Source organism: Flexivirga sp. G2 (assembly GCF_055397625.1).
On record NZ_AP039675.1, the window covers coordinates 3,339,890 to 3,354,309 of the forward strand.

At 70.7% G+C, this 14,420-nt stretch carries 14 protein-coding genes; 5 read left to right on the plus strand and 9 right to left on the minus strand.

Going from position 1 to position 14,420, the window contains the following annotated elements; genetic code table 11:
- Positions 1-13: 13 nt before the first annotated feature.
- From ACZ50J_RS16190 to ACZ50J_RS16200, 3 genes are read right to left on the minus strand one after another with little or no spacing between them, the layout of a single operon-like run.
- Positions 14-220, minus strand: a complete 207-nt coding sequence (locus tag ACZ50J_RS16190) for a Trm112 family protein (protein WP_464298180.1) — start codon at positions 218-220, stop codon at positions 14-16.
- On the minus strand, positions 217-1,638 hold the full coding sequence (locus tag ACZ50J_RS16195) for a phosphomannomutase/phosphoglucomutase (RefSeq protein WP_464298181.1): 1,422 nt from the start codon (positions 1,636-1,638) through the stop codon (positions 217-219). Before ACZ50J_RS16195 ends, ACZ50J_RS16190 begins: the two co-directional genes overlap by 4 nt.
- An 11-nt stretch (positions 1,639-1,649) precedes the next feature.
- Positions 1,650-2,012 carry a DUF3499 domain-containing protein gene (locus ACZ50J_RS16200; protein ID WP_464298182.1) on the minus strand — a complete coding sequence of 121 codons (363 nt, stop codon included), beginning with the start codon at positions 2,010-2,012 and terminating at the stop codon, positions 1,650-1,652.
- A 113-nt stretch (positions 2,013-2,125) separates the two neighbouring features.
- On the opposite strand from ACZ50J_RS16200, the gene ACZ50J_RS16205 reads away from it, so the two are divergent.
- Complete coding sequence (locus ACZ50J_RS16205) at positions 2,126-2,512, plus strand: metallopeptidase family protein (protein ID WP_464298183.1); 387 nt, start codon at positions 2,126-2,128, stop codon at positions 2,510-2,512.
- Positions 2,512-3,342 (plus strand): SDR family oxidoreductase, encoded by an 831-nt coding sequence (locus ACZ50J_RS16210; protein WP_464298184.1) that lies wholly within the window; start codon positions 2,512-2,514, stop codon positions 3,340-3,342. Before ACZ50J_RS16205 ends, ACZ50J_RS16210 begins: the two co-directional genes overlap by 1 nt.
- A gap of 9 nt (positions 3,343-3,351) precedes the next feature.
- On the opposite strand, the gene ACZ50J_RS16215 is transcribed toward ACZ50J_RS16210, so the two are convergent.
- Genes ACZ50J_RS16215 through ACZ50J_RS16225 form a run of 3 tightly spaced genes read right to left on the minus strand, consistent with a single transcriptional unit; the run spans position 3,352 to position 8,296 of the window.
- A complete protein-coding gene (locus tag ACZ50J_RS16215; protein ID WP_464298185.1) occupies positions 3,352-4,764 on the minus strand; it encodes a DUF5719 family protein in 1,413 nt (470 codons plus the stop codon).
- Positions 4,761-7,961 carry a glycosyltransferase gene (locus ACZ50J_RS16220; RefSeq protein WP_464298186.1) on the minus strand — a complete coding sequence of 1,067 codons (3,201 nt, stop codon included), beginning with the start codon at positions 7,959-7,961 and terminating at the stop codon, positions 4,761-4,763. The genes ACZ50J_RS16215 and ACZ50J_RS16220 overlap by 4 nt, the downstream gene beginning before the upstream one ends.
- 53 nt (positions 7,962-8,014) lie before the next feature.
- A complete protein-coding gene (locus ACZ50J_RS16225) occupies positions 8,015-8,296 on the minus strand; it encodes a WhiB family transcriptional regulator (RefSeq protein ID WP_464298187.1) in 282 nt (93 codons plus the stop codon).
- Positions 8,297-8,439: 143 nt separating this feature from the next.
- Here ACZ50J_RS16225 and cofD point away from each other — a divergent pair, with 143 nt between their 5' ends.
- Both cofD and ACZ50J_RS16235 read left to right on the plus strand, forming a co-directional pair.
- Complete coding sequence (gene cofD / locus ACZ50J_RS16230; RefSeq protein WP_464298188.1) at positions 8,440-9,411, plus strand: 2-phospho-L-lactate transferase; 972 nt, start codon at positions 8,440-8,442, stop codon at positions 9,409-9,411.
- 10 nt (positions 9,412-9,421) lie between these two features.
- Positions 9,422-10,462 carry a coenzyme F420-0:L-glutamate ligase gene (locus tag ACZ50J_RS16235; protein ID WP_464298189.1) on the plus strand — a complete coding sequence of 347 codons (1,041 nt, stop codon included), beginning with the start codon at positions 9,422-9,424 and terminating at the stop codon, positions 10,460-10,462.
- A 7-nt stretch (positions 10,463-10,469) separates the two neighbouring features.
- Here ACZ50J_RS16235 and ACZ50J_RS16240 read toward each other — a convergent pair whose 3' ends face one another.
- Positions 10,470-11,168 (minus strand): TetR/AcrR family transcriptional regulator, encoded by a 699-nt coding sequence (locus tag ACZ50J_RS16240; protein WP_464298190.1) that lies wholly within the window; start codon positions 11,166-11,168, stop codon positions 10,470-10,472.
- Between the two features lie 106 nt (positions 11,169-11,274).
- Here ACZ50J_RS16240 and ACZ50J_RS16245 point away from each other — a divergent pair, with 106 nt between their 5' ends.
- Positions 11,275-12,807 (plus strand): MFS transporter, encoded by a 1,533-nt coding sequence (locus ACZ50J_RS16245; protein ID WP_464298191.1) that lies wholly within the window; start codon positions 11,275-11,277, stop codon positions 12,805-12,807.
- Here ACZ50J_RS16245 and ACZ50J_RS16250 read toward each other — a convergent pair.
- Both ACZ50J_RS16250 and ACZ50J_RS16255 read right to left on the minus strand, forming a co-directional pair.
- Positions 12,737-13,675 (minus strand): DNA-3-methyladenine glycosylase family protein, encoded by a 939-nt coding sequence (locus ACZ50J_RS16250; protein ID WP_464298192.1) that lies wholly within the window; start codon positions 13,673-13,675, stop codon positions 12,737-12,739. The genes ACZ50J_RS16245 and ACZ50J_RS16250 overlap by 71 nt on opposite strands.
- Entirely contained in the window at positions 13,672-14,418 is a 747-nt protein-coding gene (locus ACZ50J_RS16255) for a hypothetical protein (RefSeq protein WP_464298193.1), read from the minus strand. Before ACZ50J_RS16255 ends, ACZ50J_RS16250 begins: the two co-directional genes overlap by 4 nt.
- Between the last annotated feature and the right edge of the window lie 2 nt (positions 14,419-14,420).

Sequence of the window (14,420 nt, forward strand, 5' to 3'; positions counted from 1 at the left end):
CGCAGGCGACGAATCAGGCTGTGAACACTCGGGACTCGTCGGCGAGCAACACCGGCACGCCGTCGTCGATGCGGTAACCGCGCCGCTGCCCGGGTGCGCCGCAATCGGCAGTGCACTGCAACTCGGGCGAGCCGTCCGGGCCGGTCCCGTCGACCAGCTCGTGCAGCCCGACCGGGCAGCGCAGGATCTCCCGCAACCAAGGATCAATAGTCGTGCTCATGCGTGATTCTCCTCACGGATCTGCTGCAGGGCGCCGTCGCGCACGATCTCCATCGTCGCACGGTCGGCCGCCTCGACGTTGAGTCGCAGCAACGGTTCGGTGTTGCTCGCGCGGACGTTGAGCCACCACATCGGCTCGCCGACGTGCGCGATCGTCAGGCCGTCGAGCGTGTCCTGCTCGACCTCGCCCTGTTCCCGGGCCCAGTCGCTGACCCGCTCGGTAGCCGCAGCCGCATCGGTCACCCGCGAGTTGATCTCACCCGAGGCGACATACCGGCTGTATGACGCAGCGAGCTCCGACAAGGGCCGGTCCTGCTCGCCGAGCGCCGCGAGGACGTGCATGGCGGCAAGCATCCCGGTGTCGGCGAACCAGAAATCGCGGAAGTAGTAATGCGCCGAATGCTCACCACCGAATATCGCCTGGTGCGAGGCCATTTCGGCCTTGATGAAGGAGTGACCCACGCGCGTGCGGACGGGTTCGCCACCCTGCTCGGCGATGATCTCCGGGACCGCGCGCGAGGAGATCAGGTTGTAGACGACCGGCACGCCGGCGCCGGCCTTGGCGATCTCCCGGGTCGCCACCAGCGCGGTGACCGCCGACGGACTGACCGGCTCGCCACGCTCGTCGATCACGAAGCAGCGGTCGGCGTCGCCGTCGAATGCGAGGCCGATGTCCGCGCCGTGCTGGACGACCGCGCGCTGCAGATCGCGCAGGTTCTCGGGCTCCAACGGGTTGGCCTCGTGGTTCGGGAAGGTGCCGTCCAGTTCGAAGTAGAGCGGCACGACCTCCAGCGGCAACTGCGGCAGTCCCGCTCCGGTGTCGAGCACGGCGGGGACGGTGTGGCCGCCCATGCCGTTGCCGGCATCGACCACGACCTTCAGCGGCCGGCCGCCGGACAGGTCGACGAGGCCGCGCAGGAACGTCGCGTAATCACCGAGCACGTCTCGGGAGGTGACCGCACCGGGAGCGGTGTCGACGGTGACGCTCGCCGGGTCGTCCAGCCGGGCCTGGGCGATCTCGGTGATCTGCGCCAGGCCGGTCTCCCGGCTGACCGGCCGAGCACCCGACCGGCACAACTTGATGCCGTTGTACTGCGCCGGGTTGTGACTCGCGGTGAACATCGCGCCGGGCAGGTCGAGCGCACCGCTGGCGTAGTAGAGCCCGTCGGTCGAGCAGAGCCCGATCTGCACCACGTCCAGGCCGAGCGACGCGGCGCCACGGGCGAAGGCGTCGGAAAGGGCCGGTGAACTGGGTCGCATGTCGTGCCCCACGACGATCGAGTGCGCGCCGTCCGGCAGCGCCACGACCTGTGCGAAGGCCGCGCCGATCGCGAAGGCGACGGCATCGTTCAATTGCTCGGGCACGAGGCCGCGAACGTCATACGCCTTGCAGAAGTCGGCGAGTCGAGGCGAGGTCACGAAGGACGAGCCTACCGGGAGGAGTCCTGCCCCCGGAGCACGGTCAGCACCGGCCGGCCGCCCTCGGTCGGCGGCACCTCGGGTGCCGGCGGCGGTGCCGCTGCGGCACGTACGGCGTCGGCGAGGGCGAGCAGGTCGTCGGGCGTGGGTTCCGGCTCCGACAGGTCGATCGCCAGGCGTACGACGTTCCACCCGCGCGGCGCCGTGAGTCGCGTCGTGTGATCCGCGCACAGGTCGTAGGTGTGCGGCTCCGCGTAGGTGGCGAGCGGCCCGAGCACGGCGGTCTGGTCCGCGTGCACATAGGTGAGGGTCGCGACCGCGGTTGCCTTGCACGCGGTGCGGGAACACAGGCGCTTCACTCTCGGACCAGTCACGATGCTCGACTCTAGGACACCGGGGCCGCCGGTGGTCGATCGGCACGCCGCCGAGCTCTCGGATCGAATCCGGTTGCATCTCGAAAGTGATTGGCACCTATAGAGTCATGGTCATGAGCGTCGATCGGCACGGTCGCGGTTTCCGCGGTCCCCTCGCCTGGCCGCCGGTGCCTGCCATGCGTAGTCGGTCGGCCCAGTTCGACGAGCTCGTTCTGGACGGTGTGGAGAACCTCGAGGGACGCCTCAAGCGCAGCCTCGACGGCATCGAGTTCGCGGTCGAGGACGTCCCGTCGACCGACCCTCCGCCCTGGGAGGCCGATCTCGCGCTGGGCCGTGCGCACCCCGCCCAGCGAGGCCGTGCTGCCCGCGTCGTGCTCTACCGCCGTCCGATCGAGTCGCGCGCCACCGAGGACTCCGACCTCACCGAGCTGGTCTGGGAGGTCCTGGCCGAACAGGTCGCGCACGTGATCGGCATACATCCGGACGATCTGGAGGACTGATGTCGCAGGCGACCGACCCACCCCCGCTCATCCCCGGGCTTCCCGGGATCGCCCGGCAGCCCGTCCTGGTGACCGGTGGCACGGGCACGATCGGCTCGCAGGCGGTGCTCGAACTGCTCCGATCCGGTGTCACTGCAAAGATTTTGACGCGTATGCCGGGCCACGCCACGACTGGAGGCGAGGAGATCGAGGGTGATCTCGCGACCGGCGCCGGACTCGCCGAGGCCGTCGACGGGGTGCAGTCGGTGATCCACTGCGCGAGCAACGCCGCGCACAGCCAGGACGTGGACATCGACGGCACCGCCCGGCTGTGCGAGGCGTTGGCCGAGCACAATCCGACCGCGCGCCTGATCCACGTCTCCATCGTCGGCTGCTGGGAGAATCCGCTCCCCTACTACCGGGCCAAGGCAGCCGCCGAGACCGCCGTCACCAGTTCGGGTCGCACGCACGTGATCGTGCGGGCGACCCAGGTGCACGAGCTCGTCCGTCGACTCGTCGGCGGCCAGGTCGCGGGCTTCGGTGTGGGTATGCGCGGTCTGCGGTTCGCACCGATCGATTCCCGTTGGCTGGCAAAGCAATTGGTCGATCATGCCCTCGAGGAGACGCCGTCGGTGGCCACCGCGGAGTATGCCGGGCCGGAGATCCTGACTGCACGTGAGCTGGCCGTCCTGACCGCGCACGTCGAGGGGCGGCGGGCACCACGTCAGGTGCGGCTACCCGCGGTGGGAGGAACGATGCGCCGTTTCGCCGAAGGCTCGAATCTGCCCGGACCGCATGCAATTCGGGGCGGTGCGACCTACGCGCAGTGGTTGGCCGAGCAGCAGGCCTGAGCCCGACGGTCAGCCGCGGGCGGCGACCAGCCGGTTGGTCGACTGGCTGAGCGGTGTCTGCTGCAACGGGATCGTGGCGAGCAGCGCACCGTCATCGCGCCGGCCGCTGATGGTGACGGCCGCTTGCACGGCGCCGCCTCCCGCAGGTCGCACCCACACGGCTGTGGCGCCCTTGGGGTCGGTCACCACCGGTCGATCCGCAGGAACCTCAATGGTTTTGGTCTCGGCGCCCAATGGAGTCACGATGACAAGCTCGACCTTGGTCCGCTGCTGCGCGGCCAGCATCAGGGTCGTCACGCGGTTGGGTACGCCCGTCGGCAGCGCGATGCCCGCCGGACCCTTGCCCCCCTCCACGGCCGGGGACCAGGCGAGGTCGGTGACACCGGAGTTCGCCGTCCGGCTCATCGCCGATGCCGCGACGGGCACGTCTCCGGTGATCTGGACGTCGTAGCTGCCCGTTGCCAGACCGGTCAGCCGGACCAGCCCGGAGGAGCCGGATCGAACGGTGGAGACCTTGTCGAAGGCGACGTCACCGGACGGACTGATCGCGCGGACACGCACGATCGCCTCGTCCTTGCCCGGCACCGCGACGCGCACCTCGGGCGCCGCGCTCGTTGCCGAAACGCCGGGGATCTCGAGCTTGGTGGCCGGTATGACGGCAGAACTCGTCGTGTCCTCACCGACCGGTGTCTCGCCGTCGAGCCAGGAGTCGGTCAATGAGGCCGACACACCGGCGCCGGTCGCGGTGACATGCACGGCTGCGGACGCCAGGGACGACCCGAAGTCGCCCAGCACCAGCGTCTTTCGCTCCCCCGGTGCCAGGACGGTGCCCTTGACCGTCGCGCCCGCATCGACGCCGTCCGCGCCGACCACGGTTGCGTCGACCGTCGTCGCCGTGGCACCGGTGTTGACCAGCGTCAATCGGGCGACCCGTCCCGCGGCGTCGCCGCCGCCGAAGAACCAGCCGTCCTGGATCGGACCGCCGCAGGGCGCGACGGCCAGCCCTCGCGCACTGGGGCGCACGTCGACCTGTGCCTGCGAGGCGACGAGGCCGGTGGCCAGACCGCCCTTGCCCGCGACCGTCGCTGCTGCACCTGCGGGCAGCACGCCGTCGGCTACGCGGCCGCGCGTCAGGTTCAGCGGCTGGGCATCCTTGCCCGTCAGGCGCACCGAACCGCCGCTCGCGGACGCGGTCAGCCAGGCTGCCGGCGCGGATGCCACCTGCACGCGACCGGCCGTGTCGGTCCCGGTGCACGACAGCGACACATCACTCAGGGTGCTGGACGTCGTGTCGGCAGCGACGCGGCGCACGTCGGCCGGCCGGGTCGCGTCGGCGGTGTCGGTCACCTGGGTCGCTCCCCAGACCAGACCGGCACCCGCAACGACCGTCACCGTTGCCCGGATGGCTCCCCATACCTTCACAACGTCCTCCGTGACCGGCGGTTGCCGAAGGGGATCGCCAGGAAGACCAGCAGAGCGGCGAGCGCACCCTGACCGAGTACGACGGCCGGGTGCTGAACACCCGGGTCGATCGTCAACCGGCCGCCGGAGGCCGGCATCGGGTAGGTGAGGCGGCCGTCGGCGACCACCGGCCGCACGCGATGCCCGTTGATCGTCACGCTGCCGTGGTCACGCCAGCCGAGGCCCTCGGAGATGACCAGGTCGCGCCGGGCGGAACCGGCCGGGATCGTGGTGGTGGATCGCGCGTGTGCCACGGTCGACGGCACACCGTCGATCGGCTGTCCGTCCTGCTCGAGCCAGACGCGACTGCTGCCCACGACCGCTGCGCCGGCGTCTGAGGTCGCGGGGTCGACCCGCCATACGGCAGCACGGGCGGCCTGGGAGATCTGCGTCAGTCCCGCGACGCTCTGCAGCCGATCGGCGATCGCGGCGCGTGAACCGGGGCCGTCGACGATGACGAATCCGACTGCCAGATCACGCAACTGGGTGGTGGCGGAGTCCGCCCGGTCGGGTTGCAGCAGGTCGGTCGCGGCACTTGCGGTCGGGGCGCCACCGCTGGGCACCGGCTCATGGAGGCCGGTCGCCGGCAGCCCCGTCTCGCGACCGGTCAGCTGGTAGGTGATCGTGCCGGCGCTCGAGACGGTCAGCCGCAGCAGACGGACGGCGTTCGGGCCGGTGAGTTGGCCGGACACCACGCTAGGGACTCCGGCGGGCGTCGGCCGCAGCGATGCTGTCGGCTGAGCCTGCCACGCGGCGAGCGCAGCGGTCCCCGCGAAAACGACGCAGCCGGCAACGGTGGCACCGACGGCCAGTCGGTGCGCGAGCCGGGGCGCACGGGCGGAGCGCTCGGCGAGCAGCCCCCGTAGGCCGAGCAGGCCGGCGGCCAGCAGAGCCGCGGCGAAGACGTCGAGACCGAGACCCGCCCACGGTGTGCGCACACCGTCCGACCACTGCACGAGGTGCAGGTGCCCGGCAGCGAGCCCGGCAGCCAGACCGAGCAGGCCGACCAACGCGAGTCCGGTGGACGCCTTGCCGAACCCGGAGCGCACCAGACCGGCCACGCCCACCAGCAGCACCGGGATGCTCGCCCACACGGTGTAGGAGCCGGGTCCGGCCGGGTGCAGCAACAGCAGGTGCCAGACCGGCGTCGAGTGCACGGTGTCCAACCCGCCCGGGCCCGCCAGTGCGGCACGCCAGTCGGTGAGCAGATCCCGCGTCCACCAACCGAGGACGACCCACGGCAGCACCGCGACGGTGAGACCGCGCAGCCGCGCCGATCCGGGACCGATGACGACCACGCCGAGCGCGATCAGTGAGGTCACCAGCAGCAGTGCGGGAGCGAAGGAACCGATGACGGCGCAGACCACCACGGTCCCGCAGGTGACCGGGACGCTTGCCCGCCGACGCCCGATCTCGAAGGCACCGGCGAGAGCGAACGGGAACAGGATGTGCGCCACGACCGGACCCAGGCGTCCGGCGGCGACCGCCGTGGTCAGCGTCGGCAGGGTCGCCCACGCGAGTGCGGCCGCGGCCCGCGGCCAGCGGGCGTGCGTCGCGATGCGTCCGGCGCGGTAGGCCACCAGCCCGGAGAGCGGCATCGCCAGCACGAACAACCAGGCGATCACGGCAGCCGCCGAGGCGCCGCCGTGCACACCCGGGAGCTGCTGTGCCACCCACGCCAAGGGCGCCAGCAGCACGAGGTATGGCGTGGCCGAGCCGGCCTCACCCAGGCCCGGACCGGTCCACGCGTCGCGCCACATGCGCCATACGCCGGACGCGTCCGTGGTGAAGGGCTGCAACGCCCCTCCGGACAGGCCGTTGCCGGTGCCGCGCACAGCCCCGCCGGTGATCAGGTCGCGCCAGCACACACCGGCCGCGACCAGCAGCACGAGGAAGACCCACAGGCCGGGGTTGCGCAGCACGCCGCCGCGACCCGGCGCCGGTCCGACCGGCATGGATTCTGCGTCGCCGGAAACCGGCCCGGTTTCCACGGGCTCGGTCACAGGTATGTCGCGACGTGTCGGCTCGAGGGTGATCGCGTCGCCGATGGTGCCGACCGCGTGCTCGAGCGCGCCACGCCAGGGCACGAAGATGCTGCGCAGGTTGCGCCGCCTGGTGCTCGCCCGGCCGATGAACCGCCAACGCGCGCCGATCACCCGGACGAGCCCGAGCGGCGCGGTGGCCTGGGCGAACTCGGCCAGCGAGCGCCGTGGCCGCTTGAGCAACAGCATGAGGAGTCCGAGGACGGCGCTGCTGACGAACACCCAGAGCGCCATGAACGGCAGGCCGAGCAACGATGCACGGGCGAGCGCGACCTGTCGGTGCCGGCGCACGGTGCGCGGGCTCCGCGGTGCGGGTCGGTCGACGTCGCTGTCCTTGCCGGCCAGGTCCTGGTGGACGCGCGCCGCCGGCACGACGACCACCTGGCGACCGATGAGATGGGCGCGCCAGGACACGTCGAGGCCGTCGCCGTCACCGTCGAATGCCGGGTCGAATCCGCCCAGGCCGAGGTAGACGTCGCGGCGGATCAGCATGCCGGCGCTGCTGACGCCCAGGACGTCACGTCGGTCGTCGTGCTGGCCCTGGTCCGGCTCCCCTTGCATCCGCGAGCCGACGTGTCGGCCGGTGCGGGTCAGGTCGATGCCGACGTTGACGAGGCGGGTCGGGTCGTCGCTGTCCAGGACCTTGCACCCGGCGACACCGATCCGGTCGCTCGCGGCGACCACGGTGGCGAGCTCGGCAAGTGCCGCGCTGTCGGGCGCGCTGTCCTCGTGGAGCAGCCACAGCCATTCGTCGCGGTCGCGAGGGCGGACCGGTCGTTTCCGGGCCCGGCGGCGCGGGCGCAGCGCGACCACGGCATCCTCGCCCGGATCGGGCAGCGCGGTGACGGCGGTGTCGACGATCTCGGCGAACGATGTGCCGGGAGGAACGGTCACCACGGAGAGGGCCCAGTCGGCCTCGCCGATCACGGGGTGGTCCGCGAGCATCCCGGGCAGGTCACGTCCCGGGGTCGCGTCGATGACGATCAGCCGGTCCGGCCGGCGGGAGGAGGCGACGAGCGCCTGCAGGGTGTCGGGAAGACGTGGGTGGTCGCCGTGCTGGACGACGAGCAACGCGGTGACGGCCAGGGCGACGGCGTCGTCATCGGTCGCCAACAACCCGGCACTGGTCAGCTCGGCTGCGTGCCGGGTGGGCCGGGCGTGGATCGTGGTCAGACTGCCCGCTTCTTCAGCTTGCGGCGCTCTCGTTCGGACAAGCCGCCCCAGATACCGAAGCGTTCGTCGTGTGCGAGGGCGTATTCGAGGCACTCGGACTTGACGTCGCACCCGATGCAGACCTTCTTGGCCTCACGAGTGGACCCACCCTTTTCGGGGAAGAACGCCTCGGGGTCGGTTTGTGCGCACAGCGCACGCTCCTGCCACGAAAGCGTTGTCTCTTCATCTTCCTGCTCGAGCCCCTCGTGCAAGAGGGTCAAAACTGTGAACTCCTGCACGGCTCCTCCTCCACCGTCGGTGTGACCTGATGGTGCTAATTACACGCGTGTCATTCCGATACGTCAAGCCCGGAAGTTGCTAACTATCGTTCGCAGACTCCGCGCCCTGCAACGCTTTTCGACCGACGTGCGACCATGGGGCAATGCGCATCACCGCTCTGGCCGGAGGTGTCGGCGGCGCCCGATTCCTGCGTGGCCTCCTGCACCACCTGTCCGGTCGGGCCGACGGTCCGCACTCGCTGACCGTGATCGGCAACACCGGCGACGACATCTCACTCTTCGGCCTGCGCGTGTGCCCGGATCTCGACACCCTGCTCTACACGCTCGGCGGCGGGGTCCACGAGTCGCAGGGCTGGGGCCGCGCCGACGAGACGTTCACGGTGCAGGGCGAGCTCGCGGCATACGGTGCGCAACCGCAGTGGTTCGGTCTCGGCGATCGCGACTTCGGCACGCACATCGTGCGCAGCCAGTGGCTCGGCCAGGGTATGACGCTCAGCGCCGTCGTCGAGCGGCTGGCGCAGCGCTGGAAGCTGCCGGAGCAGGGCGTCACCCTGCTGCCGATGACCGACACCCCCGTCGAGACCCACGTCGTCGTCGACGGCGAGGACGGCGCCGAACGCGCGATCCACTTCCAACAGTGGTGGGTGCAGCACCAGGCGGCGCTGCCGGCGAAGCGATTCGTCGTGGCCGGCCTCAACCAGGCCGCGGCGGCGCCGGGCGTCCTCGACGCGATCCGCACCGCCGACCTCGTCCTGCTCCCGCCCAGCAACCCGGTCGTGTCGATCGGGATCATCCTGTCGGTGCCCGGCGTGCGCGATGCGATGCGCGGCACGAGCGCCCCGGTCGTGGGGGTCAGCCCGCTCGTCGGCGGCGCCCCGGTCCGCGGTCACGCGGACGCCTGCCTGTCCGCCATCGGCGTGCCGGTCACGCCAGACGGCGTCGCCGGGCTCTACGCCGATTTCCTCGACGGATGGCTGGTCGACAAGGCCGATGAATCCGCGATGACCGGCGCCCAGCCGGCCGTCCGGGCGATTCCTCTGCTGATGACGGATGTCGAGGCTGCCGCCGAAATGGCCTCTGAAGCAATAGAACTCGGCCTTTCGCTGCGCCGATGACAAACCTCCGATGATCGCGATCCGCCCGGTCGGCTTCGAGGATGAGGTCACGCCCGAACTCGACCTGCCCGCGCTGCTCGCCGAGCGACTGCGGCCGATCCTCGCAGCCGGCGACATCGTCGTGATCACCAGCAAGATCGTCTCCAAGTGGCTCAGGCTGTATGCCGCGACGAATGTCGATCGTGCGGATCTCGTTCTGCAACAGTCACATTCGGTCGTCGCGGAACGTGCGACGGCTTCGGGCATCACGCGAGTCGTGCATGCCGTCGCCGGCCCGGTGATGGCCGGGGCCGGCATCGACGCCTCCAACTCGGCCGACGAGCGACTCCTGCTCCTGCCCCGTGATGCCGACGCCGTCGCCCGCCGACTGCGCGGCGAGCTGGCGCGATCTCTCGACAGGACAACGGATTTCGCGGTAGTCCTGTCCGACACCTCCGGCCGTTCCTGGCGTGGTGGCCTAACCGACTTCGCACTCGGCGCCGCGGGACTCAACCCGCTGGACGACCTGCGCGGACTGGCCGACACCACCGGGCGCGACCTGGCGGTCACCATCCGCAACATCGCCGACGAAGTGGCCTCTGCAGCCGACCTCGTCAAGGGCAAGATCGACCGGGTGCCGGTCGCCGTGCTCACCGGACTCGATGCGTTCGTCACCGCCGAGGACGGCCCGGGGGCCGCCGGACTCGTCCGCACCGGACCGACCGACTGGTTCGGACTCGGTCGCGCCGAAGCCGTCCGGGCCGCACTCGGCGTCCCTCCCGGCTCCGCCCTTGCCGCCGAGGTCGGTGTCGAATCCGTTGCCCCCGAACCGCTGGAGGACCGGGTGTCCCGCGCCACGCGAGTCGCGCTCGCCGGGGGCGACTCCGTCGCTGCGCACGCGTCGGCCTCGGACGGCTCCGTCGCCATACGGCTGAAGTGCGCGGATCCCGTTGCCCTCGGGCGGGTTTGGGCTCGGCTCGAGGTCGCGATAGCCGGCGAGAGGTTGCAGGGGCACGCTCGTCGCGATGCCTCGGACGCAGTGACGATCGAGGTCACCGAGCCCCAGGACTGAGGCCCCCTCAGCCGACCAGTCTCTCGATGCCGTCGAGGATCAGCCCGAGCCCGAAGTCGATGTCCTGCTCGCTCGGGAAGTCGCCATCGTCGTCGAACGTGCCGGACTCCAAAGCCCTTGACACAGCGGGGTATTCGCCAGGAGTGACGACGGTCGCCAACGTGGCCGCCCAGTCCGCGCCGTCGCCGTACTGCTGCGCCTGGGTGACCATGCTGCGGACGAAACCATCGACGACGAGCAGCGCCGAGGCGGCCGACTGCGGGTCGAGGCCGGTGCTGCCGATCGCCTGCATCCCGCTGTCCATCCAGGCAATGGTGTTCGGCCCGGTCGGCGGTCCCTCGAGGATGATGTCCAACACCCAAGGATGCGCCCGCAACCGGTCGAACTCCGCACGGGCCCACTCCCCCACCTGACGCCGCCAGCCCATGCGGCGGCTGCGCTCCGGTGGGCTGCCGAGGGCGGTGTCCCCGGCGACAGCGACCAGGTCCTGCCGCGAGTCGACATGCCGGTAGAGCGCCATGGTCGTCAGCTTCAGCCGGGCGGCCACGGCTGCCATCGTGACCGCTTCGAGTCCGGACTCGTCCGCGAGTTCCACTGCGACAGCCGCGATCTCGTGAATCGTGACACTCGGCTTCGGTCCACGCCGTGGCTTGTCGACTCCGCCCCAGAGTGCGTGTATGCCACGGCTCATCTCCGACCCGGTCACGCGTGCCTCCCCATGCTCGAAATTATCTCTTTACATCATACACAGTAATGCTCTATGTTCAGTGTCGTACATAAACAGTTTGCGTAATACACCATTAGGAGAAACGATGAAGATGGCGACACAACCGGCATCGCCCACCGCCGGCCGCAGGGAGTGGGTGGCATTCACCGTGCTGGCGCTGCCGCTGCTGCTGGTCTCCATGGACGTCTCGGTCCTCTACTTCGCGGCGCCCGACATCAGCCGCGACCTGCATGCCTCACCGACCCAGCAGCTGTGGATCTTCGACATCTACGGTTTCGTGCTCGCCGGGATGCTCATCACGATGGGTGCGGTCGCCGACCGGATCGGCCCACGACGGCTGCTGCTCATCGGCGCCGCGTGCTTCTCGGCCACCTCCCTGCTGGCGGCATACTCCGGCGGCGCCGCGCAGTTGATCGCGGCGCGCGGGATCCTCGGTCTCGCCGGCGCGACCCTGATGCCCTCCACCCTGTCGATGCTCCGATCGCTCTTCCAGGACGAGCGCCAGCGCGGCCGTGCCATCGGCGCGTGGACCGGCGTGATGACCGCCGGAGTCGGACTCGGGCCGGTGCTGAGCGGCGTTCTGCTGCAACACTTCTGGTGGGGATCGGTGTTCCTGATCAATCTGCCGGCCATGGTCCTGCTGTTGGTGCTCGGTCCGGTGCTGCTGCCTCGCGGCAGCCGGCGGTCGCACCCCCTCGACCTGCCGAGCGCGATGCTCTCGCTCGCCGGAGTGCTCTGCACGATCTTCGGCATCAAGCAGTGGGCTGCCGACGGCCTCGACGTCCGGTGGATCGTCTGCATCGGTGTGGGCCTGTCCCTGGTGGTCGCGTTCGCGCACCGACAGTTCCACCACACACATCCGATGGTGCCGCCGGCGCTGCTGCGCAACCGCACCTACTGTGTCGCGCTGCTGGGCAACAGCATCTGCTCGTTCGCGCTGGTCGGCAACGCGGTGCTGATCACCGCCTACCTGCAACTCGTGCTCGGCTATGAGCCACTGGCCGCAGCGCTGTGGAGCATCCTGCCGACCGTCGGGGTCGCGGCAGTCGCACCGCTCGCCGCGCCGATGGGTGCGCGCTTCGGAAAGGCGACCTCGGCGGCCGCCGGATTGTTGGTCGCCGCAAGCGGATTCGGTGTACTCGCGACTCTCGGCACGTCATCGTTGCTCAGCGCGCTGATCGGTGCCGGGCTGCTCGCCTCCGGGTTGGTCCTGACCATGACCCTGGCCGGCGAACTCGTACTGGCCGCGGTCGACGAGGGGCAGGCGGGCACCGGAGCCTCGGTCTCGGAGGCCGCCAGTGAACTCGGCGGTGCGCTCGGCATCGCGTTGCTGGGCAGTGTCGCCGCAGCCGGTTACCGGTCGCAGGCGGTGGACACGCTGCCGGCCGCCTTCGCACACGGCCCCGCCGGCGGCTCGCTCGCCGAGGCGGCCGGTGTGGCGTCGCGATTGCCCGACTCGCTGGCCGGCCAGGTCATGGACGCGGCGCGTGCGTCATACGTCCACGGGATGCAGCTTGCCATGCTGGCCGGCCTCGTGGTCCTGGTCCTCAGCGCGGCAGGTGCGTGGGCAGGGCGAGCCGGGCTCCGCGGCGGGGAGCGCCCAGCCGCCCGGCCATGACGAGGTGCTGGACCCGGTATCGATGCCCGGCATACGGACGCAGCAACTGCTCGAGGCCGGTGTCGTCGACACGGACACCGGTCAGCGCGTGCCCGATATCCTTGGCCACGTGATAGTCGCCGTAGCTGACGGCATCGGCGTCACCGGCTGCCCGCTGCATCGTCTCGGCCGCCGTCCAGACGCCGACACCGGGCACGGATCGCAAGCGTTCCCAGGCCTTTTCACGCGGCAGCGCGACACACTCCTCCAGTCGCGGCGCAACCTGCAGCACGCGCTGCACCGTGTCGGCCCGGCGTGCGTCGACCCCGGCCCGCAGCCACTCCCACGACGGGATCCGGCGCCACGTCGTGGCGTCCGGGGCGACCAGCAGCCGTAGCGACCCCATCACATCGGTCGGGCCGGGGGCGGGTTCGCCATACCGCCGGACGAGCTGCCGGTAGGCGCCGAAGGCCTGCTTGCCGGTGACGCGCTGCTCAATGACTGCGGGGATCAGACTGTCGATCACCAACCGTGATCGCGCGACCCGCCAGTGCCGATGCACCTTCGCGACCTGTCGAAGCGGGTCGTGGTGGACCACGAAGGTGTCCGGTCGGTCCGCGGCCCCGAGCAGGTCCGGCAGGCCGCCGACCAGCCACTGCGCCCCGGGCCCCCACGCCTGCGCGACGACCCGGTCGCCCTGTTCCGCGGGCTCCAGATGCAGTCGCAGTGTGCCCGGACCGTCGGGGGTGCGGGCGGTGCGCCATACGACGCCGGGCGCGGCGTGGAAGGTCGGATCACCGGAGCCGTGCCGGTAGGTTGCCAGGATCGCCCCGAGCGGAACCGGTCGACCCGGCGCGAAGTCGGCTGTTGCCGCGGGTGGTGTCGTCACCGACGCCGGAAGGTCAACAGCACCAGACCGAAGTTGCCGGTCTCGCCGGCCGCGACGGTGTTGGCCTGGCGGCCCTCCTCGAGCGCGAGGTCCCCGACGAGGGACAGGCCCTGCTCATCGGCGCGGGCGATCAGCGACCGCACATCGGCGACCGCGATCCCGCCGGCCTCGCGCGGCCCCAACCGCAGCGAGACCATGATCAGCCCGCCACGACGTAGTGCCGCGGTGCCGCGTGCGAGGTCCTCGTCGACGGTGGCCGGATCGCTGGAATGCGGATGCAGCCGCACGACGAGGTCGACCGAGCCGGCGTCGATGTCGGTCCCGACCACGTCGGGGCGCATCACGTCGACCGCGATCGGGGCGAAACCGATCCGCGTCGCCCACCGGGAGAAGATCGACCGAGGTCCGGCCGTGTCGACGATCACCGAGTGCCGGCGCCCGTCGTCGACGACACGCAGCAGCGCGGCGAGGGCGCCGAACGCCGCCCAGGCGCTGGTGTCGTCGAGGGTGCGCGCCAGACCCAGCCGGCGGGCAGCCTTGCGGGCGAGTCGTGCCTCGTCGCCGTCCAGCAACAGGCCGGTGCTGCGCACACCGCTGAAGTCGGCCGCCCGCAACGAGACCTTCTGCTCGGCCGGCCGGGGAAGTTTGGAAGCGGTGTCCTTGGCCGCCTGACGGGCACGACCGACCACCCGCTGCACTGCTGGTGAACCCGAGATGCGAGCCGCTGAGGAGTGGACCTTCACCC